This is a genomic window from Massilia agilis (assembly GCF_024756255.1).
GTDB lineage: Bacteria > Pseudomonadota > Gammaproteobacteria > Burkholderiales > Burkholderiaceae_D > Telluria > Telluria agilis.
The window spans coordinates 36,270-62,132 of sequence record NZ_JANUHB010000003.1 but is presented as its reverse complement, the minus strand read 5'-3'; the positions used below and the strand labels follow the sequence as shown (position 1 = coordinate 62,132).

At 63.4% G+C, this 25,863-nt stretch carries 23 protein-coding genes; 2 read left to right on the top strand and 21 right to left on the bottom strand.

The annotated features are described in order from the left end of the window. Positions 1 to 2 precede the first annotated feature (2 nt). The 12 genes from atpG to NX774_RS13850 all read right to left on the bottom strand — a co-directional run bounded on the left by atpG (position 3) and on the right by NX774_RS13850 (position 10,874). On the bottom strand, positions 3 to 878 hold the full coding sequence (gene atpG / locus NX774_RS13905) for a F0F1 ATP synthase subunit gamma (protein WP_258822832.1): 876 nt from the start codon (positions 876 to 878) through the stop codon (positions 3 to 5). Positions 879 to 939: 61 nt separating this feature from the next. Further along, the gene (gene atpA / locus NX774_RS13900) at positions 940 to 2,481 is read right to left on the bottom strand and encodes a F0F1 ATP synthase subunit alpha (RefSeq protein ID WP_258822831.1); all 1,542 of its coding nucleotides are present in this window, start codon (positions 2,479 to 2,481) and stop codon (positions 940 to 942) included. Positions 2,482 to 2,545: 64 nt separating this feature from the next. Further along, on the bottom strand, positions 2,546 to 3,079 hold the full coding sequence (locus tag NX774_RS13895) for a F0F1 ATP synthase subunit delta (RefSeq protein ID WP_258822830.1): 534 nt from the start codon (positions 3,077 to 3,079) through the stop codon (positions 2,546 to 2,548). Between the two features lie 2 nt (positions 3,080 to 3,081). After that, positions 3,082 to 3,552 (bottom strand): F0F1 ATP synthase subunit B, encoded by a 471-nt coding sequence (locus NX774_RS13890; protein WP_258822829.1) that lies wholly within the window; start codon positions 3,550 to 3,552, stop codon positions 3,082 to 3,084. A 79-nt stretch (positions 3,553 to 3,631) separates the two neighbouring features. Then, positions 3,632 to 3,874, bottom strand: coding sequence for a F0F1 ATP synthase subunit C (gene atpE, locus NX774_RS13885; protein WP_258812922.1), 243 nt, complete (start codon positions 3,872 to 3,874; stop codon positions 3,632 to 3,634). Positions 3,875 to 3,944: 70 nt separating this feature from the next. After that, a complete protein-coding gene (gene atpB, locus NX774_RS13880; protein WP_258822828.1) occupies positions 3,945 to 4,811 on the bottom strand; it encodes a F0F1 ATP synthase subunit A in 867 nt (288 codons plus the stop codon). Then, positions 4,808 to 5,152, bottom strand: coding sequence for an ATP synthase subunit I (locus NX774_RS13875; RefSeq protein WP_258822827.1), 345 nt, complete (start codon positions 5,150 to 5,152; stop codon positions 4,808 to 4,810). The genes atpB and NX774_RS13875 overlap by 4 nt, the downstream gene beginning before the upstream one ends. Before the next feature lie 397 nt (positions 5,153 to 5,549). Continuing rightward, on the bottom strand, positions 5,550 to 6,416 hold the full coding sequence (locus tag NX774_RS13870; RefSeq protein ID WP_258822826.1) for a ParB/RepB/Spo0J family partition protein: 867 nt from the start codon (positions 6,414 to 6,416) through the stop codon (positions 5,550 to 5,552). A gap of 18 nt (positions 6,417 to 6,434) precedes the next feature. Then, a complete protein-coding gene (locus tag NX774_RS13865) occupies positions 6,435 to 7,205 on the bottom strand; it encodes a ParA family protein (RefSeq protein ID WP_258822825.1) in 771 nt (256 codons plus the stop codon). A gap of 118 nt (positions 7,206 to 7,323) precedes the next feature. Then, positions 7,324 to 7,974 carry a 16S rRNA (guanine(527)-N(7))-methyltransferase RsmG gene (gene rsmG, locus NX774_RS13860; RefSeq protein WP_258822824.1) on the bottom strand — a complete coding sequence of 217 codons (651 nt, stop codon included), beginning with the start codon at positions 7,972 to 7,974 and terminating at the stop codon, positions 7,324 to 7,326. Further along, on the bottom strand, positions 7,974 to 9,902 hold the full coding sequence (gene mnmG / locus NX774_RS13855) for a tRNA uridine-5-carboxymethylaminomethyl(34) synthesis enzyme MnmG (protein WP_258822823.1): 1,929 nt from the start codon (positions 9,900 to 9,902) through the stop codon (positions 7,974 to 7,976). The genes rsmG and mnmG overlap by 1 nt, the downstream gene beginning before the upstream one ends. A gap of 210 nt (positions 9,903 to 10,112) precedes the next feature. Continuing rightward, positions 10,113 to 10,874 carry a sulfite exporter TauE/SafE family protein gene (locus tag NX774_RS13850; protein ID WP_258822822.1) on the bottom strand — a complete coding sequence of 254 codons (762 nt, stop codon included), beginning with the start codon at positions 10,872 to 10,874 and terminating at the stop codon, positions 10,113 to 10,115. Positions 10,875 to 10,985: 111 nt separating this feature from the next. On the opposite strand from NX774_RS13850, the gene NX774_RS13845 reads away from it, so the two are divergent. Next, the gene (locus NX774_RS13845) at positions 10,986 to 12,155 is read left to right on the top strand and encodes an iron-containing alcohol dehydrogenase (protein ID WP_258822821.1); all 1,170 of its coding nucleotides are present in this window, start codon (positions 10,986 to 10,988) and stop codon (positions 12,153 to 12,155) included. Here NX774_RS13845 and NX774_RS13840 read toward each other — a convergent pair. From NX774_RS13840 to NX774_RS13810, 7 genes are all read right to left on the bottom strand, one after another. Then, positions 12,137 to 12,973: an alpha/beta fold hydrolase gene (locus NX774_RS13840; protein WP_258822820.1), complete on the bottom strand. Its 837-nt coding sequence runs from the start codon at positions 12,971 to 12,973 to the stop codon at positions 12,137 to 12,139. The two genes, NX774_RS13845 and NX774_RS13840, sit on opposite strands and share 19 nt — an antisense overlap. Before the next feature lie 114 nt (positions 12,974 to 13,087). After that, positions 13,088 to 14,071 carry a branched-chain amino acid ABC transporter permease gene (locus tag NX774_RS13835; RefSeq protein WP_258822819.1) on the bottom strand — a complete coding sequence of 328 codons (984 nt, stop codon included), beginning with the start codon at positions 14,069 to 14,071 and terminating at the stop codon, positions 13,088 to 13,090. A gap of 10 nt (positions 14,072 to 14,081) precedes the next feature. Next, complete coding sequence (locus NX774_RS13830; RefSeq protein WP_258822818.1) at positions 14,082 to 14,966, bottom strand: branched-chain amino acid ABC transporter permease; 885 nt, start codon at positions 14,964 to 14,966, stop codon at positions 14,082 to 14,084. A gap of 131 nt (positions 14,967 to 15,097) precedes the next feature. After that, positions 15,098 to 16,303 carry an ABC transporter substrate-binding protein gene (locus NX774_RS13825; RefSeq protein ID WP_258822816.1) on the bottom strand — a complete coding sequence of 402 codons (1,206 nt, stop codon included), beginning with the start codon at positions 16,301 to 16,303 and terminating at the stop codon, positions 15,098 to 15,100. A 42-nt stretch (positions 16,304 to 16,345) separates the two neighbouring features. Further along, positions 16,346 to 17,053 carry an ABC transporter ATP-binding protein gene (locus NX774_RS13820; protein WP_258822814.1) on the bottom strand — a complete coding sequence of 236 codons (708 nt, stop codon included), beginning with the start codon at positions 17,051 to 17,053 and terminating at the stop codon, positions 16,346 to 16,348. Next, positions 17,053 to 17,823 (bottom strand): ABC transporter ATP-binding protein, encoded by a 771-nt coding sequence (locus NX774_RS13815; RefSeq protein WP_258822813.1) that lies wholly within the window; start codon positions 17,821 to 17,823, stop codon positions 17,053 to 17,055. Before NX774_RS13815 ends, NX774_RS13820 begins: the two co-directional genes overlap by 1 nt. Before the next feature lie 142 nt (positions 17,824 to 17,965). Next, positions 17,966 to 19,582, bottom strand: a complete 1,617-nt coding sequence (locus NX774_RS13810) for a GMC family oxidoreductase (RefSeq protein ID WP_258822812.1) — start codon at positions 19,580 to 19,582, stop codon at positions 17,966 to 17,968. A 661-nt stretch (positions 19,583 to 20,243) separates the two neighbouring features. Between NX774_RS13810 and NX774_RS13805 the strand changes: the two genes are divergently transcribed. Next, positions 20,244 to 21,026, top strand: coding sequence for a 5'-methylthioadenosine/adenosylhomocysteine nucleosidase (locus tag NX774_RS13805; RefSeq protein WP_258822811.1), 783 nt, complete (start codon positions 20,244 to 20,246; stop codon positions 21,024 to 21,026). Here the strand turns inward: NX774_RS13805 and ald are convergent. After that, the gene (ald, locus tag NX774_RS13800; protein ID WP_258822810.1) at positions 20,996 to 22,111 is read right to left on the bottom strand and encodes an alanine dehydrogenase; all 1,116 of its coding nucleotides are present in this window, start codon (positions 22,109 to 22,111) and stop codon (positions 20,996 to 20,998) included. The two genes, NX774_RS13805 and ald, sit on opposite strands and share 31 nt — an antisense overlap. Before the next feature lie 40 nt (positions 22,112 to 22,151). Further along, the gene (gene putA, locus NX774_RS13795; protein WP_258822809.1) at positions 22,152 to 25,799 is read right to left on the bottom strand and encodes a trifunctional transcriptional regulator/proline dehydrogenase/L-glutamate gamma-semialdehyde dehydrogenase; all 3,648 of its coding nucleotides are present in this window, start codon (positions 25,797 to 25,799) and stop codon (positions 22,152 to 22,154) included. Positions 25,800 to 25,863 lie beyond the last annotated feature (64 nt).

The window sequence follows — 25,863 nt, the reverse complement described above, 5'->3', positions numbered from 1 at the left end:
GTTTAGACGGCCGCTGCACCAGCGACGATCTCGGAGAGTTCTTTGGTAATCGCCGCCTGGCGGGTCTTGTTGTAGACCAGCTTCAGCTCACCGATCACGTTACCTGCGTTGTCGCTTGCCGCCTTCATGGCCACCATGCGCGCCGACTGCTCGGACGCCAGGTTTTCGGCCACTGCCTGGTAAATCAGCGCCTCGACGTAGCGCACCAGGAGTTCATCGATCACGGTTGCAGCGTCCGGCTCGTACAGGTAATCCCAGGCGTGGGATGCCTTGTCCGCTTCCAGCTGCTTGGCCGGCAGGGGGAGCAGCTGCTCGACCACCGGCTCTTGCTTCATGGTGTTGATGAACTTGGTGTAGCACAGGTAGACCGTATCGAGCTTGCCTTCCTGGTAGGCGTCGAGCATGACCTTGACCGGCCCGATCAGCTTTTCCAGGTGCGGGGTATCGCCCAGCTGCACGGCCTGTGCCGCGATCTTGACGCCGATCCGCTGCAGGAAACCGAGGCCCTTGTTGCCGATGGCGACAGCTTCGATGCGGTTGCCGGCGGCTTCGAGCTCGCGGCTCTTTTGCGTGACCTGGCGCAGCACGTTGGTGTTCATGCCGCCGCACAGACCTTTATCGGTGGTGACGACGATGAATCCGACGGCCTTCGCATCCGTGGTCTTGGCGCGGGCCATGAACGGGTGCGTGTACTCCGGGTTTGCGGTGGCCAGATTGGCGGTGATGTTCCGAATCTTCTCACTGTACGGACGCGCGGCGCGCATCCGGTCCTGCGCCTTGCGCATCTTGGACGCGGCGACCATTTCCATCGCCTTGGTGATCTTCTTCGTATTCTCTACGCTCTTGATCTTGCCACGTATCTCTTTGCCTGCTGCCATGAGTCCTTCCTTCTTGGACTGCCGCACCGTTCACCGGCGCGGCGATCCAAACGTGACGTGATTAGAATGCGCCCGACTTCTTGAAGTCGCCGATCGCGGCAGCCAGCGCTGCTTCGCCATCCTTGTCCAGCGCCTTGGTCTGTTCGATCTTGGCGAGCAGGTCGGCGTGCTTGGTCTTCATGTACGAATGCAGACCAGCTTCGAACGGCAGCACTTGCTTGACGTCGATGTCGTCGAAGTAGCCCTTGTTCACAGCGAACAGCGACACGGCCATCAGCGAGATCGGCAGCGGCGAGTATTGCGGCTGCTTCAGCAGTTCGGTCACGCGGGCACCGCGGTCCAGCTGCTTGCGGGTCGCTTCGTCCAGGTCCGATGCAAACTGCGCGAACGCAGCCAGCTCGCGGTACTGTGCCAGGTCGGTACGGATACCGCCGGACAGGCCCTTGATGACCTTGGTCTGGGCAGCGCCACCGACGCGCGACACCGAGATACCTGCGTTAATTGCAGGACGGATACCGGCGTTGAACAGCGAGGTCTCCAGGAAGATCTGGCCGTCGGTAATCGAAATCACGTTGGTCGGAACGAAGGCCGACACGTCGCCTGCCTGGGTTTCGATGATCGGCAGTGCGGTCAGCGAGCCGGTCTGGCCCTTGACGGCGCCATTGGTGAACTTCTCGACGTAGTCGGCGTTCACGCGCGCGGCGCGCTCGAGCAGGCGGCTGTGCAGGTAGAACACGTCGCCCGGGTACGCTTCGCGGCCCGGCGGGCGGCGCAACAGCAGCGAGATCTGGCGGTATGCAACGGCCTGCTTGGACAGGTCGTCGTACACGATCAGCGCGTCTTCGCCGCGGTCGCGGAAGTATTCGCCCATTGCGCAGCCCGAGTAGGCGGCGATGTATTGCATGGCTGCCGATTCCGAAGCGGAAGCGGCCACGACGATGGTGTACTCCATCGCGCCGTGCTGCTCGAGCGAGCGCACGATGTTCTTGATGGTCGAGGCTTTCTGGCCGATCGCAACGTAGATACAGGTCATGTTCTGACCCTTCTGGTTGATGATCGCGTCCACGGCCACGGCCGACTTACCGGTCTGGCGGTCGCCAATGATCAGCTCGCGCTGGCCACGGCCGATCGGCACCATCGAGTCAATTGCCTTCAGGCCAGTTTGCATCGGCTGCGACACCGACTCACGGGCGATCACGCCCGGGGCGATCTTTTCGATCGGGGCGGTCAGGGTCGCGTTGACCGGGCCCTTGCCGTCGATCGGCTGGCCCAGCGCGTTGACGACGCGGCCACGCAGTTCCGGACCGATCGGCACTTCCAGGATGCGGCCGGTGGTCTTGACGGTGTCGCCTTCCGAGATGTGCTCGTAGTCACCCAGCACCACGGCGCCGACCGAGTCGCGCTCCAGGTTCATTGCCAGGCCGAAGGTGTTACCCGGGAATTCCAGCATCTCGCCCTGCATCACGTCCGACAGACCATGGATGCGGCAGATGCCGTCGGCAACGGAGATCACCGTGCCTTGATTACGAACATCAGCCTGACCCTCGAGACCCTGGATGCGGCTCTTGATCAGTTCGCTGATTTCAGATGGGTTAAGTTGCATGCTAACTCCTAATAGTTTCTTGATGCGTAGGGCAAGGGCGCGGCGCGCCGGTGTCTCGTGCGACTCAGGCGGTCAGCGCAACCTGCATCTGCTGCAGCTTGGCGCGAACCGAGGTATCGAGCACTTCATCACCGACGACCACGCGCACACCACCGATCAGCGAAGGGTCCACTGTCACCGTTGGGTTCAGCTTGCGGCCAAATTTCTTTTCCAGAGTGGCAACCAGCTGCGACAGCTGGCCGGCAGAGATCTCGAACGCGCTATAGATAGTCGCGTCGGCGGCACCTTCCTGGGCATTTTTCAGTACCTGGAACTGGGCGCCGATCTCCGGCAACAGAGCGACACGGCCATTTTCGGCGAGCATCGCGATAAAGTTTTTCGCTTCGGCGTTGAGCGGGGCCTTGACCAGAGACGCAATCGTATCGGCCAGCTGTGCCGGGGTCACGTTCGGGTTGTTGGCGAACTCCTGCACATCGGGATTGGCGCCGATCAGGGCCAGTTCACCGACGATATTGGACCAGGCCGCCATGTCGCCGTTTTGGGCGACACGGAACAGCGCTTCAGCGTAGGGGCGGGCGACGGTTGCGAGTTCAGCCATGATCAGAGCTCGGTCGACAGTTGGGCCAGCAGGTCGGCGTGCGCTTGCGGGTTGATCTCGCGCTTGAGGATCTGCTCGGCGCCCTTGACGGCCAGGCCGGCAACCTGGCCACGCAGTTCTTCGCGTGCCTTGGTCACTTGCTGCTCGGCTTCCGCCTTGGCTTGTGCGACGATGCGTGCGGCTTCGGCCTGGGCCTGGGCCTTGATCTCTTCGGCAACCAGTTGAGCGCGCTGCTCGGCTTCGGCGATGCGCTTGGCGCCTTCGTCGCGTGCCGAAGCCAGCTCGACCTGGACGCGCTTTTCGGCGGCGGCCATGGCCTGCTTGCCCTGGTCGGCCGCGGCCAGACCTTCAGCAATTTTCTTTGCACGCGCATCCAGAGCGCTCACCACCGGCGGCCAGACGAATTTCGCCACGACCCACGCCAGGATGAAGAACACAATGGACTGCACGAACATTGTAGCGTTTAAGTTCACAGCTTTTTCCTTCTCAGAATGAAATGTGCCGGGCCGGCGGTAAGTACGCGCGGGGCCCGGCTATTCAAGTATCCGGGGATTAGGCGCCGAACGGGTTTGCGAAAGCAAACATCATCGCGATACCAACACCGATCAGGAATGCAGCGTCGATCAGACCAGCCAGCAGGAACATCTTGGTCTGCAGGGTGTTCATCAGTTCAGGCTGGCGGGCCGAAGCTTCGATGTACTTGCCGCCCATCACACCAATACCGATACATGCACCGATAGCACCCAGACCAATGATCAGACCGCAAGCCAGTGCAACAAACGCGACGTTAGTCATCAAAAACTCCTTAGATAATCAAAAAAATGAAAAGTTAAAAAACCAGATACTGCGAAAAACGAGATGCTGCTTAGTGACCTTCATGCGCCTGGCCGAGGTACACCAGCGTCAGCATCATGAAAATGAAAGCTTGCAGCAGCACGATCAGGATGTGGAATACAGCCCAGATCGAACCGGCAAAGATGTGCAGGCCCGACAGCGCCAGGCTTTGCCCAGTAAAGCCCACCCACTGCGCACCCAGCAGGGCGATCAGCAGGAAGATCAGTTCGCCGGCAAACATGTTGCCGAAAAGTCGCATTGCGAGCGAGACGGTCTTGGCGGCGAATTCGATCAGGTTCAGGCCGAAGTTGAAGATCCACAGGGCCGGGTGGGCGCCGAACGGGGCGCAGAACAGCTCGTGCACGAAGCCGCCGGCGCCTTTGATCTTGACGTTGTAGTAGAGCATCAGCACCAGCACGACCAGCGACATGCCCAGGGTGCCGTTCAGGTCGGCGGTGGGGACGACGCGGAAGTACGGTTCGCCCAGGCCGAGCTTGCCGGCGGTCCAGGAGAACAGGTCGACCGGCAGGAAGTCCATCGAGTTCATCAGCACGACCCAGACGAACACGGTCAGCGCCAGCGGGGCGATGAACGAGCGGTTGCCGTGCACGATGGCCTTGGACTGGTCTTCGACCAGCTCGACCACCATTTCCACGAAGGCCTGGAAGCGGCCCGGCACGCCGGCAGTGGCGCGGCGCGCAGCGGCGATCAGGAAGATCGCGGCGACGGCGGCCAGCAGGACCGACCAGAAAATAGTATCGTAGTGAATAACGGAAAAATCGATCGGGCCGTTTTGCGCGGCCGATGCGTTGTGGTGCAGGTGGTGCTTGATGTACTCACCGGCAGTGATCGCGTGCTCGCCGGCGGCGGGTGCTCCCTCAGCAATTTCAGTTGTCATTTCTGGTGCCTAAACAATAAGATGATGTAACTTTTGAGCGCCACGATGAAGCCGCCGATGAGCGCGGGCCAGTTCAAATCGTGGTACAACCAGGCGGTGGCGCCAAGAAAGCCCACCGTCAACGCAATCTTTATAAACTCGCCGACGAAAAACGTCGCCGGACTGGCTGCACCCGGACGGTGCACGCTGGCAAACAGGCGCAGCGCGAACAACGCGTTGGGTACGACACAACACAACCCACCGAGCACGGCTGAAATCATCGCAGGCCATCCCCCCAGCAGTGCGGCCACAAGGCCAGCCAGTGCTGTTGCCATCATTTGCAGGGAGACTATGCGCAGCATTCTTTTGGATTTTTCGCGCTAGCCATTTGAAGCCGGTAACGGTACGGTAGTTACAGTTATCCTGACGATTATAAGTGTTTATCCGGAAGCCAGTCAAACGATTCTGGACGTTGATGGGGCAGGTTTGTGGTGCGAAAAGTTTCTTAGAGGAAAAGATTTTGCACAACGGCAGTGCATATATCTGTTAACTTACAGGAAACTTGCGGGGAGGCGAAAAGTTACAGCCACCCCAAGGAAACCGCGTCGTCCCGGCGCAGGCCGGGACCCATCGACCGCATGCTCTGCCGCGAAAACGTCGAGGCCGCAGGCGGAGCTACCTCAGCATGGGTCCCGGCCTGCGCCGGGACGACGGTTCGAATGGTGGCAGGTGTGGATAAGCTTGTTCTTATCAACAAGCTCAGGCACGCAGGCGGGCCAGCACGCCGTCCAGGATGTCCAGGTCGGCAAAGTCGATGATCATCTGCCCCCTGCCCTTCGGCCCCATCTTGAACTGGACCGGGGTGGCCAGCTTGTCCGACAGCTCCTCTTCCAGGCGCACGATGTCGCCCGGCTTTTCTTTCTGGCGCGGCGCGGCCGCCGGCGCATCGCGTTCCTCGAGCGCGCGCGCGACCAGCTTTTCGGTCTCGCGCACCGACAGGCGCTTGGCGATGACCTGGTTGGCCAGCCCGATCTGGGTGGCGCTGTCCACCGCCAGCAGGGCCCGGGCGTGGCCCATGTCGATGTCGCCCGCCATCAGCATGGTCTGCACCGGGCCGGCCAGGTTAATCAGCCGCAGCAGGTTGGACACGGCGCTGCGCGAGCGGCCGACCGCGTTGGCGGCCTGCTCGTGGGTGAAACTGAAGTCCGAGATCAGGCGCGCGATGCCCTGCGCCTCTTCCAGCGGGTTCAGGTCCTCGCGCTGGATGTTCTCGATCAGGGCCATGGCGGCGGCGGCCTGGTCGTCGACCTCGCGCACCAGCACCGGGATCTCTTCCAGCCCGGCCAGCTGCGCCGCGCGGAAGCGGCGCTCGCCGGCGATGATCTCGTAGCGGCCGCCATCGACCGGGCGCACCAGCACCGGCTGCATGATACCCTGCGACTTGATGGAGGCTGCGAGCTCGGCCAGCGCGCCCTCGTCCATGCGCGTGCGCGGCTGGTACTTGCCGGCCTGGAGCTGCCCGACCGGCAGCGCGGACGGGGTGGCGCCGCCCTGGGCCGGCTCCGAGTCGCCGCCCAGCAGCGCTTCCAGTCCGCGGCCGAGGCCCTTCATTTTTTTGGTTGCCATGTTGTGTAGTCTTTCCAATTACATTGTCTTGATGCGCTGGACCATCTCGGCGCCGAACGCGATGTAGGCTTGCGCGCCCTTGGACGAGGGATCGAACACCACGCCGGGCATGCCGTAGGACGGCGCCTCGGCCAGTCGCACGTTGCGCGGGATGACGGTCTTGAACACCTTGTCGCCGAAATGCTCCTCGAGCTGGGCCGAGACCTGCTGCGACAGCGTCACGCGCGGGTCGAACATCACGCGCAAGAGGCCGATGATCTTCAGGTCGTGGTTCAGGTTGGCGTGCACCTTCTTGATCGTGTTGACCAGATCCGACAGGCCCTCCAGCGCGTAGTACTCGCACTGCATCGGGATGATCACGCCGTGCGCCGAGCACAGGCCGTTCAGGGTCAGCATGGACAGTGCGGGCGGGCAGTCGATCAGGATGAAGTCGTAGTCGCCGTCCACCGCGGCCAGCGCGTCCTTCAGGCGGCGCTCGCGGTTCTCCAGCGCGACCATCTCGACCTCGGCGCCGGCCAGCTCGCGGTTGGAGGGCAGCACGTCGAAGCGGCCCGACTCGGAGCGCTGGCGCGCGGCGGCCACGTCGGCGCTGCCGAGCAGCACCTCGTAGGTGGAGGCCGACAGCCCCGCCTTGTTGATGCCCGCGCCCATGGTCGCGTTGCCCTGCGGGTCAAGGTCGACCAGCAGTACCCGCTGGTTCAGCTTGGCGAGGCCCGCCGACAGGTTGACGGTGGTCGTGGTTTTGCCTACGCCGCCCTTTTGGTTTGCAACGCAAAATATCTTGGCCATGTATCCCTAATCCCTGGACGCAACTGTCTTATAGGTTTAAACCGTTTATATTAACAAAACCATTTTCACGGTTTATATGAAATAAACGGTATAAACTGTTTATACGGTTTATTCTTTTCTACTGCGCTCGCTCGATGAAAACGAGGTGCCGCTCCGCTCCCAGCCTTGGCACCCGCAGGGGCCGCAGCTCGGTTACCTTCCATTCCCGTGGCAGCCGTTGCTGCTCCTCTGCCGGGGCCACCCCCTTGAGCGCAATGAAACGCCCGCCCTGCGCCAGCAGGTGTCCCGACCAGTTCACGAAATCGGACAGGTCGGCAAAAGCGCGCGAGGTGATCACATCGAATTTGTCGCTCACCTGCAGCTGCTCCACCCGCGCCGTGTACACGGTCACGTTGGCCAGGCCCAGCTCGGCCTTCACCTGGGTGAGGAATGCGGTTTTCTTGTGCACCGTGTCCACCATCGACACTTTCATGTCGGGCCGGGCGATCGCGAGCACGATGCCGGGCAGCCCGCCCCCTGCCCCGACGTCCAGCACGTTGCTAGCGCCCGCGAACGCCGGGACCGCGGCCAGCGAGTCGAGCAGGTGGTGGGTCACCATCTGCATCGGGTCGCGCAGCGAGGTCAGGTTGTACACCGAGTTCCACTTGGCCATCAGGGCCAGGTAGTCCATCAGCTGGCCTTGTTGCGCTTCGGAGAGCGAAAGCCCCAGCTCCTTGATGCCATCGGCCAGCACTGCCGCCAGCGCGGCACGGTCAAAACTTCCTCGCATCAGGCAGCCTCCTCGCCCTGCGTGGTGAAGCCCTTGTACCCGTGCTTCTTCAGGTACACCAGCAGCAGCGAGATGGCGGCCGGCGTCACGCCCGAGATGCGCGAAGCCTGGCCCAGCGTCTCGGGACGCTGCTTGTCCAGCTTCTGGCGCACCTCGATCGAGAGGGCGGCGATGTCGTGGTAGTTCACCTCCTGCGGCAGCCGCAGGTTCTCGTAGTGGTCGTGGCGCTCCACTTCGCGCGCCTGGCGGTCGATGTAGCCGGCGTACTTGAGCTGGATTTCGACCTGCTCCTTCACGGCAGGATCCTCGACGCCGGGACCGGCGAGCTGGCCGCCGTCCACGCCTTGCATCGTCATCAGCTGCTCGTACTGCACGCCGGGCCTGCGCAGCAGGTCGGCGAGCGTGTATTCGCGCTCGATGGCCTGGCCCACCACACGCTCCGATTCGGCGGCGGCAAGGATGCGCGGGTTGACCCAGGTCGAGCGCAGGCGCTGCAGCTCGCGCTCCACCGCCTCGCGCTTGGCCTCGAACGCGGCCCACTGGGCGTCACCCACCACGCCGAGCTTGCGCCCGGTTTCGGTCAGGCGCATGTCCGCGTTGTCCTCGCGCAGCGACAGGCGGTACTCGGCGCGGCTGGTGAACATGCGGTAGGGCTCGGCCACGCCCTGCGTGGTCAGGTCGTCCACCAGCACGCCAAGGTAGGCTTCCGAGCGGCCCGGGGTCCAGGCGTCGCGGCCCTGCGTCTGCAGTGCGGCGTTCAGGCCGGCCAGCAGGCCCTGTGCGGCGGCCTCCTCATAGCCGGTGGTGCCGTTGATCTGGCCGGCAAAGAACAGCCCCTTGATGGCCTTGGTTTCAAGCGAAGCCTTTAGGCCGCGCGGGTCGAAGTAGTCGTATTCGATGGCGTAGCCGGGGCGCAGGATGTGCGCGTTTTCCAGGCCGAGCATCGAGCGCACCAGGTTGATCTGCACGTCGAACGGCAGGCTGGTCGAGATCCCGTTCGGATAGAACTCGTTGGTGGTCAGACCCTCCGGCTCCAGGAAGATCTGGTGCGACTCCTTGGACGCGAAGCGGTGGATCTTGTCCTCGATCGACGGGCAATAGCGCGGGCCGACGCCCTCGATGACGCCGGTGTACATCGGGCTGCGGTCCAGGCCGTTGCGGATGATCTCGTGCGTCAGGGCGTTGGTGTGCGTGACCCAGCACGGCACCTGCTGCGGGTGCATGGCGGCGTTACCCATGTACGAGAACACCGGCACCGGATCCAGGTCGCCCGGCTGCTCGGTGAGCACCGAGAAGTCGATGCTGCGCCCATCGATGCGCGGCGGCGTGCCGGTCTTCAGGCGTCCTTGCGGCAGCTTGAGCTCCTTCAGGCGCGCCGACAGCGACACCGCCGGCGGATCCCCTGCCCGGCCTGCCGAGTAGTTCTGCAGGCCCACGTGGATCTTCCCGTCAAGGAAGGTACCTGCGGTCAGGACCACGGCGCGCGCACGGAACTGCAGGCCGATCTGCGTCACCGCGCCAACCACACGGTCACCCTCCACCATCAGGTCGTCCACGGCCTGCTGGAACAGCCACAGGTTGGGCTGGTTTTCCAGTCGCGAACGGATGGCCTGCTTGTACAGCAAGCGGTCGGCCTGGGCACGGGTGGCGCGCACGGCCGGGCCCTTGGACGAGTTCAGGATACGGAACTGAATGCCGGACTCGTCCGTCGCGATCGCCATCGCGCCGCCGAGGGCGTCAACCTCCTTGACCAGGTGGCCCTTGCCGATGCCGCCAATGGACGGGTTGCAGGACATCTGCCCGAGGGTTTCGATGTTGTGCGTGAGCAGCAGCGTCTTCTGCCCGGTGCGGGCGGAAGCAAGCGCGGCTTCGGTACCGGCATGGCCGCCACCGACGACGATCACGTCGAATTCAGTAGGAAATAGCATGGTGGAATGTGATGCGAGGAGTACGAGAACGGATTATAGGGCTTTTGCATGCCTAAATGCCGGGTTGGCAGGAAATCGGCTGAAAAATGTTCCACGTGGAACAGGTTTCGAACGCGAAACCAGTTGGCGATGTTCCACGTGAAACAGTTTCGAATGGACAAAAAAAGCCCCGGTGCGCTGACCGGGGCTGTTTCACGTGGAACAAACCACTCAGCTGACGAAGGCGGCGTAGGCGGTTTTGACGATGAGCACGGACACAACAACGAGGAAGAGCTTGCGGACGAAACCCGTTCCGTGCTTCAGCGCGAGCCGCGTCCCGACCAGCGAGCCGCCGACCTGGCACACCGCCAGCAACGCGCCCAGCTGCCAGATCAGGTGCCCGCTGTAGCCGAACCAGATCAGCGCCGAGAGGTTGCTGCCCACGTTGACAATCTTGGCGGCCGCCGATGCACTGAGGAAATCGAAGCCAAAAAACCGCACGAACAGGAACAACAGGAAGCTGCCCGTGCCGGGTCCGAAGAAGCCATCGTAAAAGCCGATTGCTGACCCCAGCGTCATCGCCAGCGCTGCCTCGCGCCAACCCTGGTGCAGCGGTGCGTGGACCGAACCGAAGTCCTTCTTGCGGAAGGTATAGATCGCCACCGCGACCAGGATGAACGGAAGCAGGCCACGGACGAAATCCGGCGGCACCCGGCTCACCGTCCAGGCGCCCGCGAACGAGGCAATGAATGCGGCGATCGCGGCGGGCGCTGCCGTGCTCCACGCCACCGGCACCCGCCGTGCGTAACTGATCGCGGCGGAGCCTGTACCAAACACACTGGCCAGCTTGTTGGTACCCAACAGGGTAGCGGGGACTTCCTTGGGCAAGACGGAGAAGATGGCGGGTATCTGGATCAGGCCGCCGCCACCGACGACGGAATCGACAAGGCCGGCCAGGAAGGCGGCCCCGCCGAGCAGGGCAAAATCAATCATCAACAACTTTCAACGAACGGAAGCGGCAATTGTACGGCATGGAAAGCTGGGGCGAAGGCATCCTCTTCAGTGTAAGATTTGCCGACAAACCCAAGACCGAGGTGGAGACATATGCACGGTAATACTGCCTACAATTTCAGCACCGTCCCCAACATTCTTTGCGAGCCCGGCGCTGCCTCGAACCGCCTCGGCGAGGTGATATCCACACAGTTACCCACAGCCCGCCGTGTGCTCATCGTCACCGATCCTGGACTGCTCAAGGCCGGCCTGGTGGATGCGCCGCAGCGCTCCCTGCAACAGGCTGGGCTGGCGGTGGAGGTCTTCTCGGAAGTGAGCGCCGACCCGCCCGAGGCCGTGGTCGAGGCCGCCGTCGCCAGGGCGCGCGCCCATGGCGCCGACCTCGTCATCGGCCTGGGCGGCGGCAGCTCGATGGACGTCGCCAAGCTCGCGGCGGCACTGGCCAGCAACGGCCAGGCGCTGAAGGAAGCCTACGGAATAGGGAAGGTCGAGGGAAAACGGCTGCTGCTGGCGCAAATCCCGACCACGGCCGGGACGGGCTCGGAAGTGACCAACATCGCCATCGTGACCACTGGTGCGACCACCAAGATGGGCGTGGTGGCGCCCCAGCTGTATGCCGACCTGGCGATCCTGGACGCGACGCTCACGCTCGGGCTGCCGCCGGCCGTGACCGCGGCGACCGGTATTGACGCGATGGTCCACGCGATCGAAGCCTACACCAGCAAGCACAAGAAAAACCCGATATCGGACATGCTCGCCCGGCAAGCGCTGGCGCTGTTATCCACACAGTTGTTAACAGCCTGCGAGGGCGGCCAGGACCTGCATGCGCGACAGGCGATGTTGCTCGGCGCCTGCCTGGCCGGCCAGGCATTTTCGAACGCGCCGGTGGCCGCCGTGCACGCCCTCGCCTACCCGGTCGGCGGGATCTTCCACGTACCGCACGGGCTGTCCAATTCGCTCGTGCTGCCGCACGTCTTGCGGTTCAATATGCCCGCCGCGTGCGCACTGTATGCCGAGTTGGCCGAGATCGTTGCGCCCGACGTAAAGGGCAGCGACGAGGCGCGCGCAGAGGGATTAATTGCTGCTTTGCAACATATTGCCGCGCGAACCCGCATCGCCACGCGCCTGCGCGAGGTTGGGATCGGGGAACCAGATCTCGACCGGCTGGCGGACGACGCCATGCTCCAGACCCGCCTGCTGGGCAACAACCCGCGCGAAGTCACCCGCGAGCACGCGCGGGCCATCTACGCCGCTGCGCTGTAGGGCTCGCGCAGGTAGGCCAGCAGCAGGGCATTGAGCTGGTCCGCCGCGGTCAGCTGCAGCCAGTGGTCGGCGCCCTCGATCCGCTCGTAGCGAAAATCGGCCTGCACGTAGCGGGCCGAATCGCGCATCTGGGCCTCTCCCAGCGCCGGGTCGTGGTCGCTCCACACGCCCATCACCGGCACCTGCACTGGCGGCCAGTGATGCGGCAACCCAAGCTTGAGGTTGGCCCGGTAGTAGTTCAGCGCAGCGGTCAGCCGCCCCGGGGGACGCAGGTTGCGCCGCCAATGGCCGATCTGGGTACGGTCGCGCGTGAACTTGCGCACAAAGAACCAGTTGCCGGCCTTGAGGGCGTGCTCGGCGAGGCCAGGAATGGCAAAGCCGAACACGTAGGACATGCGCAGGCGCTGCATGAAGCCGGCGTGCTCCAGCGCCGCGGGATGGCCCGAAGAAAGCGCCACAAACCGCTCCAAGCGGCCCGGCGCATGCATGCACAAAGACCAGCCGATGATCGCGCCCCAGTCGTGCCCCACCAGCCGCACCTTGTCCAGGCCAAGCACGTCGAGCAGCGCCAGCACGTCGTTGCGCAGGTTGTCCAGCGCATACGCCTCCACCGCTGCTGGCGCATCGGTCTTGCCATAGCCGCGCAGGTCGGGCGCGATGGCCCGGAAGCCGGCCTCCGCCAGCGGGCCCATTTGCTTGCGCCAGACAATGTGCGTGTCGGGAAAGCCGTGCAGCAACAGCACCGGCGGCCCCTGCCCCGCGCTCACCACGTGCATGTGCAGGCCGTTTACGTCGAGAATGACCGATTCTTCAAGCACAGGCGCCCCCGCGTCGAATGGACGGCTCCAGTATTGCGTGGCCCGACGAAGCGATCATTGACGCGCGCCCAGCAGGAACGGCGCGGCCGGCGGAACCAAGCCGCCGGCCAGTTGTCAGGAGGGCCGGCGCCGGCGCGACGAGGCGGCCCAGGCAGCGCCGATCTCGCCAACGATGCCGCGCCGGAACAGCAGCACGCAAGCCACGAAAATCAGGCCGGTGACGATGCCGACCGATTCACCCAGCGTGGAGAACCAGTCGATGCCGGTCAGGCCGGCCAGCAGGGTACCCCAGTCGCCCAGCTTGTTCTCGAGCGCGACAATGAGGAAGGCGCCCAGGATCGGGCCTGCCAGCGTCCCCATGCCGCCCACCAGCGTCATCAGGATGACCAGGCCGGACAGGGTCCAGTGCACGTCCGTGAGCGTCTCGAAGCCCAGCACCACGGTCTTGGTGGCGCCCGCCAGCCCGGCCAGCGCGGCCGACAGCACGAAGGCGAGCAGCTTGTACTTGTCCACATCGTAGCCAAGCGACACCGCGCGCGGCTCGTTCTCGCGGATGGCCTTGAGCACCTGCCCGAACGGCGAGTGCACGGTGCGAACGATCAGCGCGAAACCGGCCACGAAAATGGCCAGCACGACGTAGTACATCGCCAGGTCGTTGGACAGGTCGACCACGCCCAGTAATTTGCCACGCGGCACGCCCTGCAGGCCGTCCTCGCCATGCGTGAACGGCAGTCGCAGCGCCGCAAAGTACACCATCTGCGCCAGCGCCAGCGTGATCATTGCAAAGTAGATGCCCTGCCGGCGGATCGCGAGCAGGCCCATCACCAGCCCCAGCAGGGCCGCCGCCAGCACGCCCAGCACGATGCCGGCCTCGAACGGCAGGCCCAGCACGCCCAGCGCATGGCCGGTGACATAGCCTGCCGTGCCGAGGAAGGCCGCATGCCCGAACGACAGCAGCCCGGTATAACCGATCAGCAGGTTGAAGGCGCAAGCGAACAGGGCAAAGCACAGCAGCTTCATCAGGAACACCGGATAGCCGACAAAGGGCGCGGCAAGGGCGATGAGCAGTGCGATGGCGTAACCAAGCTTCTTGTTCATCCCTTCCCTCTCACTTCTCTTTGCCAAACAATCCGGCGGGCCGCAGCAGCAGCACGATGACCATCACGACGAACACCACCACCTCGGAGCCTTCGGGGTAATACACCCGCGTCAGGCCCTCGATCACGCCCAGGCCCAGGCCCGTCAGGATCGAGCCGAGGATCGAGCCCATGCCGCCAATGACGACGACCGCGAACACCACGATGATGAGGTTCGAGCCCATCAGTGGCGTGACGTTGATGACGGGCGCCGCCAGCACCCCGGCAAAGCCCGCCAGCGCGACGCCAAAGCCGTAGGTCAGCGTGACCATCAGCGGCACATTCACGCCGAAGGCTTCGACCAGCTTGGGGTTCTCGGTGCCGGCGCGCAGGTAGGCGCCCAGCCGGGTCTTTTCGATCACGAACCAGGTTGCCAGGCACACGGCGAGCGAGGCGCCGACCACCCAGGCGCGGTAATTCGGCAGGATCATGAAGCCCAGGTCGGTGGCGCCGGCCAGTTGCTCGGGCACGTCCAGCGTCTGGCCGGATACGCCGAAGAACGAGCGGAACAGCCCTTCCAGCAGCAGCGTGATGCCGAAGGTGAGCAGCAAGCCGTACAGGTGGTCCAGCTTGTACAGCCAGCGCAGCATCGTCTTTTCGATGACGATGCCGAACACGCCGACGAGGAGCGGGGCCAGCACCAGCATTTCCCAGTAGTTCAGGCCGAACGAGGTCACGCCGATGTAGGCAAGGAAGGCGCCGGTCATGTACAGGGCGCCGTGGGAAAAGTTGATGACGTTGAGCAGGCCGAAGATCACGGCCAGGCCCAGCGACAGCATTGCGTAGAACGAACCGTTGACCAGGCCGAGCAGCAGCTGGCTCATCATGGCCTGCAGGGGGACGCCGAAGATTTCCATAATCTCGAAACGGAGTGTTTGCTACACCCCGTCGTTCCCGCGGGGGCGGGAACCCATAGAGCGCGTCCCGGCATGCTCAGTATGGATTCCCGCCTGCGCGGGAATGACGGTCTTTGGGCTGGCGGTGATGATTACTTCCACGCCGTGCACTTGCTTTCGGCCTTGGTGGTATAGGCCTGGTCGCCCGGAATGGTCGCGACCAGCTTGTAGTAATCCCACGGCCCTTTCGACTCCTTCGGCGACTTCACCTGCATCAGGTACATGTCGTGCACCATGCGCCCGTCCGGGCGGATCACGCCGTTCTTGGTGAACATGTCGTTGATCCTGGTCTTCTTCATGTGCGCCATCACCTTGTCGGCGTCATCCGTGCCCACGGCCTTCACCGCGTTCAGGTAGTTCATGGCCGCCGAGTAGTCGCCCGCCTGCACCATCGACGGCATCTTCTTCATCTTGGCGAAGTACTTCTTGGCCCAGGTGCGGCTTTCCGGGGTCTGGTCCCAGTACCAGCCGTCGGTCAGGTACATGCCCTGGGTGGTGTTCAGCCCGAGCGTGTGGATATCGTTGATGAACACCAGCAGGCCCGCCAGCTTCATCTTCTTGGTGATGCCGAATTCGTTGGCCGCCTTGGTTGCGTTGATGAAATCGCCACCCGCGTTGGCCAGGCCCAGCACCTGCGCCTTGGACGATTGCGCCTGCAGCAGGAAGGACGAGAAGTCCGACGCCCCCAGCGGGTGCTTGACGCTGCCCACCACCGTGCCGCCATTGGCCTTCACGACGTCGGCGGTGTCCTTTTCCAGCGACTGGCCGAACGCATAGTCGGCCGTCAGGAAGAACCATGACTTGCCGCCCTGCTTCACCATCGCCGAACCGGTGCCGCGCGCCAGCGCCACCGTGTCATACGCATAGTGGACCGTGTACGGGCTGCACTGCTCGTTGGTCAGCGTTGCGGTGCCCGAGCCGATGGCGATGAATACCTTCTTCTTTTCCGCCGCCACCTTGGCCATGGCCAGGCTGGCGGTCGAGTTGGTACCGCCGATCAACAGGTCGACGCCCTGCTGGTCGAACCACTCGCGTGCCTTGGTGGCGGCGATGTCGCCCTTGTTCTGGTGGTCGGCCACGATGAACTCGATCTTCTTGCCGTTGATGGCGCCGCCCATGTCGGCAATCGCCATCTTGATCGCCTCGGCCCCACCGTTCCCGTCCACGTCGGCGTACACGCCGGACAGGTCGGTCAGGAAGCCAATCTTGATCGTGTCGTTGGACATCTGGGCCTGGGCCGGCGACAAACCGGCGGCGCAGGCCGCGGCGGCGGCGAGGGCGAGAGCTTTGCGTTTCATGACGTCTCCGTTCTAAGGGTGAGTTGTTGGGCCAGCTTCTTGTTACACGCCGAGCAGCTCGTTGAGCACCGGCATTTTCGAGTTCAGTTCGGGCGCGGCGATCGTTTCGACCACCTGCCCGTGTTCAATCACGTAAAAACGGTCCGCCAGCGGCGCGGCAAAGCGGAAGTTCTGCTCCACCATCACGATCGTGTAGCCCTTGGCCTTAAGGGTCGTGATCATGCGCGCCAGCGCCTGCACGATCACCGGCGCCAGGCCTTCCGATATCTCGTCCAGCAGCAGCAATCGCGCGCCGGTGCGCAGGATGCGCGCCACCGCCAGCATCTGCTGTTCGCCGCCCGAGAGCCGCGTGCCCTGGCTGTGGCGGCGCTCGAGCAGGTTGGGGAACATGGCGTAGATCTCATCCAGCGGCATGGCGGCGCTGCGGTCGGCCAGCATGGGCGGCAGCATCAGATTTTCTTCGGTGGACAGCGACGAGAAGATGCCGCGCTCCTCCGGGCAATAACCCACGCCCAGGTGGGCAATCTTGTGGGTCGGCAGGGCGATTGACTCCACGCCGTGGATCTTGATCGAGCCGGTGCGCCGGCCCGTGAGGCCCATGATCGCGCGCAGCGTGGTGGTGCGCCCGGCGCCGTTACGGCCGAGCAGGGTGACCACCTCGCCCTCGTTCACCGACACATTGATGCCGTGCAGGATGTGCGATTCGCCATACCAAGCTTGCAGATCCGAAATTTCGAGCGCGGCCGCCATCAGTGCGCTCCTTGCAGTTCGCCGCCGGCGGTGCCCATGTAGGCCTCCATCACCTGCTGGTTCTTCGATACTTCGGCATAGGTGCCCTCGGCCAGCAGCGCGCCCCGCTGCAGCACCGAGATGCGGTCGCAAATGCCCGACACCACGCTCATGTTGTGCTCGACCATGAGGATGGTGCGCCCTGCCGAGACCTTCTTGATCAGTTCCGTCACCCGGTGCACGTCTTCGTGCCCCATGCCCTGGGTCGGCTCGTCCAGCAGCATCAGTTCCGGCTCCATGGCCAGCGTGGTCGCAATTTCCAGCGCGCGCTTGCGGCCATAGGGCAGGTCGGCGGTCAGGGTGTCGGCAAAGCCCGCCAGGTCCACCTCGGCCAGGAGCGCCAGCGCCCTGTCGTTGAGCTCGTCCAGCGTGCGCTCGCTTCGCCAGAAATGAAAACTCGTGCCCAGTTCGCGCTGCAGGCCCACGCGTACGTTCTGCAGCACCGTCAGGTGCGGAAATACCGCCGATATCTGGAATGACCGGATGATGCCCTTGCGGGCGATCTGCGCCGGTTTGGCACGGGTGATGTCGTGGCCGTTGAACAGGATGTGCCCGGAGCTGGGAACGAGGAATTTGGTGAGCAGGTTGAAGCACGTGGTCTTGCCGGCGCCGTTCGGACCGATCAGGGCGTGGATATGCCCGCGCTGCACCTGCAGGTTCACGTCATTGACGGCGGTGAAACCCTTGAACGATTTCGTCAGGTTCCGCGTCTCTAGAATGACGTCGGCCATCGCGTCTCCTCTGCGTGGTTTTTATACTATTTTTTGCAATATTTAATAAATAATACACATATCGGCAGGTGGTCACAATACAGCACGGTTAGCGTGACGGGGGCTTTGGCGCAGACCGTTTGTGCGAATTTTCGCAGGGCTGTCAGGCCATTATTTGCGCCGCGATCTTCTCCGCGATCATCAGGGTCGGCGAATTGGTGTTGCCAGAAGTGATAAAGGGCATGACCGAGGCGTCGACCACGCGCAGCCTGTCCACGCCTTTTACGCGCAGGTTGCTGTCGACAACTGCCATCGGGTCTTCCGCCCTTCCCATCTTGCAGGTGCCCACCGGATGAAAGATCGTGGTGCCGATCAGGCCAGCTGCCTCGGCCAGTTCCTCTTCGGTCCGGTAATGGATGCCGGGCTTGAATTCTTCGGGCTGGTATCTGGCCAGTGCAGGAGCGGCGGCAATCCGGCGTGTCAGCTGGAGCGATTGCGCGGCCACTTTCCTGTCCTCCGCCGTGCTCAGGTAGTTGGGTGTGATTTTTGGCGGCGCAAAGCTGTTGTTGGACGCAATGCGGACATGCCCGCGCGATGTGGGGCGCAGGTTGCAGACGCTTGCGGTAAATGCGGGGAACGAATGCAAGGGATCGCCGAATTTTTCCAGCGACAGCGGCTGTACGTGGTATTCGAGGTTGGCCGTCGCCTGGCTGTCGTCCGAACGGGCGAACGCGCCGAGCTGCGACGGGGCCATCGACATCGGTCCGCTCTGGAATAACGCATATTGCAGGCCGATACGCATCTTGCCGAACCAGTTCGCTGCCGTCGTGTTGAGCGTTTTGGCACCCTTCACCTTGAACACCATGCGCAGCTGCAGGTGGTCCTGCAGGTTTTCACCAACGCCGGGGGCATCGACGAGTGGCTCGATGCCATGCTGGTGCAGCATGGCGGCCGGGCCAATTCCCGACAACTGCAGGATCTGGGGGGAATTGACCGCTCCCGCGCTCAGCAGTGTTTCCCGCCTTGCCGTTGCCGTGAACATGCGGCCACCGCCGCTGAACTGGACGCCGCGGCAGACTTTGCCATTGGCGCCCTCTTCGACCAGCAGTTTTTCAACATGGCACCCGGTCATGATCGTCAGGTTGGTTCGCCTGGAGGCAGGGCGCAGGAAGGCCTTGGCCGTGTTAAGCCGAATGCCGCGGCGCTGGTTGACTTCAAAATAGGCGGAGCCGCCGTTATCGCCACCGTTGAAATCGTCCACCTTCATGATGCCGACGTGTTCGGCTGCATCGCGAAATGCGTCCAGGATTTCCCACGAAAGGCGTTGCTTCTCGACGCGCCATTCGCCACCCGCTCCGTGGATCGCATTCACACCGCCGTGATGGTCCTCGCTTTTCATGAAGATTGGCAGGACCTTATCCCAACGCCAGGACGCATCGCCGGTGATGTCGGCCCAACGATCGTAATCGCTGCTCTGGCCGCGCATGTAGATCATTCCATTGATGGATGAGCAGCCACCGAGAACTTTGCCTCGAGGGTAAATCAGGGCGCGACCAGCCAGTCCAGGGTCGGGTTCGGTCTTGAGCAGCCAGTCGGTGCGTGGATTGCCGATGCAATACAGGTAACCGACGGGAATGTGGATCCAGACGTAGTCGTCACGGCCACCGGCTTCGATCAGGAGAACCTGGAAGTCCTTGTTCCGCGTGAGCCGGTTTGCAAGTACACAGCCAGCAGTGCCGGCACCAATGATGATGTAGTCGTATTCACCAGCCGATTCCACGCTGCTCGTCCTTTCAGGTCGTGCGCTTCCAGGGTTTGTGTTCTGGCAAGCATACACCCGGCCTGAAGTTTTCCATATATGAGTTAACGAGTGAGTATACGAAGATAGTAGTGATAGTAAACGCGACTGGAATTGTGGATAAGACGAGTTTTTTCCACAGGATCAGTGGTTTACGGCACAGAAAAGCCGCTGGACAAACGCTGGACCAGGCAGGAACGTAAACTGAACAAAAATTTGCTTGCTCAACAGAAGCTGGTTTCTTCACATCTCGTGCTGTGGATATCCAGAGTGTTTTCCACAGATGAGTGCTGAAAAAGGGCCAGAAATGAGGTTGAGGCAAGGTGTTTGTGGACAACCCATTGAATATCCACAGGATCAGATGTGCAAAAGCAAGGGTTTGCCGGCAACGGACTTTTTTGTCCAGTTTACGTTCGCGCCAGATGCAAGCGTTGTCCAGCGAGTTCAGGCGCACGTAAACAATTGACGTTGTGGAGAAAATCGAACTTATCCACAGAAGTCTGCCTGTTTACTATCACTATCAACTTCGTATACTCATCTTCTAACTTATATATGGAAAACTGGTTCAGGCGTCGACAGCGCATGCCAGCATGTCTTGAACGGGTTTTCCTGCCAACGCCACCACTAAGAAAGCGTCCAAAATATGCGATTAGGCATCATCAGCGCCTTGGCTGACGAACAGCAGGGTCTCGTGGAAGCCATGGAAGGCCCCTCCAGGCTCGTCCATGGGCAGCGCGAGTACTTTGTCGGTCGACTCTGGAAAATCGACGCTGTATGCGTTTTATCGCGTATAGGCAAGGTTGCTGCGGCCATGACAGCGACAACCCTTGTGGAAAAATTCAGAGTTACCCACATCGTCTTTACCGGCGTGGCTGGTGCTGGTGACAAAAGCATCCGTGTTGGCGACATCGTGGTGGCCGAATCGTTGGTCCAGCACGACATGGATGCCAGTCCGCTATTTCCGCGCTTTGAAGTGCCGCTCACCGGGCAAACCCACTTCCTGGGCGACCATCATCTCGGCCAACAGCTGGTGACGGCAGCACAATGGTTTCTCGATCATGGCCTGGAGGACGCCATCAGCGAGACTGAACGCAATGTCTTCAGCCTGGCGCAACCACGCGTCCACCACGGACTGGTGGCGAGCGGTGACCAGTTCATGAACGACAAAGCACGCCTGGCGCAGCTGAACGACGATTTGCCCGGTCTGGTAGCGGTTGAAATGGAAGGGGCGGCAGTTGCCCAGGTGTGCCATGAACTTGGCGTGCCATGCGCCGTCATCCGAGCCATTTCGGACAACGCCAATGAAAACGCGGCCACCGACTTCATGCGTTTCGTGAAGTCAGTGGCCGCGCAATACGCCTTTCACATCGTCAGGCGTTTTTGCTACCAGATTGGTCAGCCTAGCATCGACTCGGCCGACACGTAGTCGTAACCCAGGTCCTTCGCCACGGCGGCATAGGTTACCTTGCCCTGGCAGACGTTCAGGCCATTGCGCAGGTGCACGTCGTCAGCCAGTGCCTTGCGCCAGCCTTTGTCCGCCAGCGCGACGGCGTGGCCGATGGTGGCGTTATTCAGGGCAAAGGTCGACGTACGGGCCACGGCGCCCGGCATGTTGGCCACGCAGTAGTGCACGACGCCGTCGACCACGAAGGTCGGCTCGGCATGGGTGGTGGGATGCGAGGTTTCGAAGCAGCCGCCCTGGTCGATCGCCACGTCCACGACCACCGCGCCCTTCTTCATGCGCGAGATCATGCTGCGGGTGACCAGCTTGGGCGCCGCCGCGCCGGGCACCAGCACGCCGCCGATCACAAGGTCGGCCGACAGCACCGCTTCTTCGATCGCGTGCGCGTTGGAGAACAGGGTCGAGATGCGATTGCCATAGACCAGGTCGAGCTGGCGCAGGCGGTCAATGTTCTTGTCCAGCACCGTCACCCGTGCCCCGGTGCCCACAGCCATCTGCAGCGCATTGGTACCGACCACGCCGGCGCCGATGATGACGATATGGCCTGCGGCCACGCCCGGCACGCCGCCCAGCAACAAGCCCATGCCGCCTTTCGACTTTTCAAGGTGGCTGGCGCCCGCCTGGATCGCCATGCGGCCAGCCACTTCGCTCATGGGCGCCAGCAGCGGCAAGCCGCCGCCAGGGCCGGTGATGGTTTCGTAGGCGATGCAGATTGCGCCCGACTTGACCAGCGCCGCGGTCTGCTCGGGGTCCGGCGCCAGGTGCAGGTAGGTGTACAGAATCTGGCCTTCGCGCAGCATGGCGCATTCGACCGGCTGCGGCTCCTTGACCTTCACGATCATCTCGGCCCGCGCGAAGATCTCCTTGGCGGTCTCGACGATCGTGGCGCCGGCCGCCAGGTACTGGTCGTCGGACAAGCCAATGTCGGCGCCCGCGTTGTGCTGCACCATGACCTTGTGGCCACGCGCCACCAGTTCGTGAACGGATGGCGGCGTCAAGCCGACTCGGTATTCGTGGTTTTTTATTTCTTTTGGAACGCCAACTAACATGTCTACCTCCAAAGGGAAAAAAACAACTGCTACGTCATCATTACAGACCCAAAGTCATGAGGCTTGCGTTACCGCCAGCCGCAGTCGTGTTCACGCACACTGCCCGCTCGGCAACCAGGCGCCAGACCGGGATCGCTGATTGCCCATCGGTATCAACGATTGCAACGATGGCACCCGGGCGGGCCGCCAGCTGCATGCGTACATTCGCGTTCGCGCCGGTTTCGAGCAATGCTGCATGGAATTCGGTGCCTGCGATTTCTTCGTCCTTTATGAAACGGACGCGGTCGCGCGCCTGTTGTGGCAGTTCGCCCGGAATCAGGTCACGGCCGGCGAGCGGCACCACGGCGCGATTACCGGTCGACAGCGCCGCCGCGAGCTGGTTGAGCATGCCCTGCACCGTTGCCGCGACACAGAGCACGTTGCCGCGCGGCGCAAACGACAAGCGGTTACGCTCGCCGGTTGGCCCCGGCAGTTCCAGCGTGATGCCGGTGAGCGCCACTTTCGCGTATTGCGCGCCGAGCGCCTCGGCCTCGGTGTGGCCGTTCGAATGCATCCATTGCAGCAGCGCGGCCAGGCCCGGATCGGCCTGGCGTTCGTGCTGCAGCAGCGGTGCCGCCTGGCGCTGCAGGCGCTTCAGGTACAGCGGCCCGCCCGCCTTGGGCCCGGTGCCGGACTTGCCCTCGCCGCCGAACGGCTGCACGCCAACCACGGCGCCGACGATATTGCGGTTCACGTAGATGTTGCCGATGTGGGCGCGCGCGGTGATGAAATCGATCGTCTCGTCGATGCGCGAATGGACGCCCAGCGTCAGGCCGTAGCCGGTTGCGTTGATCGAGTCGACCACCTTGCCCAGGTCGTCGCGGCGATAGCGCACCACGTGCAGCACCGGGCCGAACACCTCGTGCGTCAGCTGCGCGAGCGAATCGATTTCCAGCACCGTCGGCGGCACGAAGGTGCCCTGCGCGTTCACGCTTTCCGGCAGCTCGAGCGCAAAGTGGTCCCTGGCCGAGGCCTTCATGCGCTCGATGTGGCCCAGCAGGTTGCGCTGCGCTTCGGCGTCGATGACCGGGCCGATGTCGGTCGACAGCCGGTCCGGGCAGCCCACGCGCAGTTCGCTCATTGCGCCCTTGAGCATGCGGATCGTTTTGTCGGCGATTTCCTCCTGCAGGAACAGCACGCGCAGCGCCGAGCAGCGCTGGCCGGCGCTGTCGAAGGCGGAGGTGAGCACGTCGTTCACCACCTGCTCGGGCAGCGCCGACGAATCGACGATCAGCGCGTTCTGGCCGCCGGTTTCGGCGATCAGTGCAATGTCGCAGCCTTCCTTGATGCCGCGTTCGGCCAGCGTGCGGTTGATTAGTTGCGCCACTTCAGTCGAGCCGGTGAAGATCACGCCCTTGATGCGCGCATCGGCCGTGAGCGCGGCGCCCACCACTTCGCCCCGGCCCGGCAGCAGCTGCAGCGCGGCCGGCGCAATGCCCGCTTCGATGAACAGCTCCACGGCCCGGTGCGCGATCAGTGGGGTTTGCTCGGCCGGCTTGGCCAGCACCACGTTGCCGGCGGCCAGTGCTGCCGCCACCTGGCCGGTGAAGATCGCCAGCGGGAAGTTCCACGGGCTGATGCAGGTGACGGGACCAAGCGCCTGTGCCGGCGCCGTGGCGCGCACCTGCTGGGCGTAGTAGCGCAGAAAGTCCGCTGCCTCGCGGATTTCGGCGATCGCGTTGGGCAGCGACTTGCCGGCCTCGCGCACGGCCAGCGCCATCAGCTCGGCGTGGTCGCGCTCGTACAGGTCGGCCACGCGCTCGAGCAGCTCGGCGCGCTTTGCGGCCGGCGTGTCTTGCCACTCCTGCGCAAACGCCGCGGCGGCGGCCAGCGCGGTCTCGACGTCCGCGCGCGATGCTTCGCGCACCTGGCCGACCACGTCGGCGTTCTGCGCCGGGTTCACCACGTTCAGCGGCGCGCCCGCTTCGGTGCTGCCTGCGACCAGCGGGCCGGCGTTGTATGAACGTTGCTTGCCCAGTTCGACCGCGAGCAGCCGCAGGCTGTCCTCGTTCGACAGGTCGGTACCGGCCGAATTCTTGCGCTCCTTGCCGAACAGCGCCGGCGGCAGCGCGATCGACGGATGCGGCTTGCCCTTGTAGGCGCGCGCGGTCTCGAACGGATCGGCCAGCAGCGTATCGATCGGCACGTTCTCGTCCACGATCTGGTTGACGAACGAGGTGTTGGCGCCGTTTTCCAGCAGGCGCCGCACCAGGTAGGCCAGCAGCGTTTCATGCGAACCCACCGGCGCGTAGATGCGGCATGCGCGGCCCAGGTTCTCGCTGCCGACCACCTGGTCGTACAGCGTTTCGCCCATGCCGTGCAGGCACTGGAATTCGTAATCGTCGATGTTCTCTGCACGCGCCCAGGTGTAGATGACCGACAGCGTGTGCGCGTTGTGGGTGGCGAACTGCGGGTAGATCACGTCGGTCACGCCCAGCAGCTTGCGCGCGCAGGTCAGGTACGACACGTCCGTGTACACCTTGCGCGTATAGACCGGGAAGCCGGGCAGGCCGTCGACCTGCGCACGCTTGATTTCGGCGTCCCAGTAGGCGCCCTTCACCAGGCGGATCATGAACCTGCGGCCGCTGCGGCGCGCCAGGTCGACCAGGTAGTCGATCACGAACGGGCAGCGCTTGGAGTAGGCCTGCACCACGAAGCCGATGCCGTCGAAGCCCGCCAGCTCGGGATCGAAGGCCAGCGCCTCCATCATGTCGAGCGAGATTTCCAGGCGGTCCGCTTCCTCGGCGTCGATATTCAGGCCGATGTTGTACTGCCTGGCCAGCAGCAGCAGGCTTTTCAGGCGCGGCAGCAGTTCGCCCATCACCCGGTCGAGCTGCGCGCGGCTGTAGCGCGGGTGCAGGGCCGACAGCTTGACCGAGATGCCCGGCCCGTTCTTGATGCCGCGCCCGTTCGATGCCTTGCCGATCGCATGGATCGCCATTTCATAGGCGGCGTAGTAGTGCTTCGCGTCCGCTTCGGTCAGCGCCGCCTCGCCCAGCATGTCGTAGGAATAGCGGTAGCCGCGGGTTTCGTTCTCGCGGCTGTTCTTGAGCGCTTCGTCGATGGTCTGGCCGGTCACGAACTGGTTGCCCAGCATGCGCATCGCCACGTCCACCCCTTTGCGGATCAGCGGCTCGCCGCCCTTGGCGATCAAGCGCGTGAGTGCGGTGCCCAGGCCGCCTTCGCTGCTGGTCGACACCAGCTTGCCGGTGATGAGCAGGCCCCAGGTGGCCGCGTTCACGAACAGCGACGGCGACTCGCCCAGGTGGCGCTTCCAGTCGCCCTTGCTGATCTTGTCGGCGATCAGGCGGTCGGCGGTGGCGGTGTCCGGGATGCGCAGCAGCGCCTCGGCCAGGCACATCAGCGCCACGCCTTCTTCCGACGACAGCGAGAATTCGTGCATCAGCGCGTCCACGCCAGAGGCGCGGGTGCGCTTTTCGCGCACGCTCGACACCAGCCGGTGTGCCAGCATGTAGGCATCGCTGCTCGGGCGTGCGCCCTGCGCCAGCAGCCATTCGACGGCTTGCCCCTCGTCGCGGCGGTAGGCGGCGGTGATGGCAGCGCGCAGCGGGCTTTGCTCGCGCTTGATTTCAGCCTGGAGTGCATCGAACGGGACGAACAGGGCTCCCGGGGAAGCGGCAATCTGCATGTGGACTCTTCAAAAAGAATGATCGGATGGAACACGGCGCAAAAACGCGCCGGGCTGCTTGTGG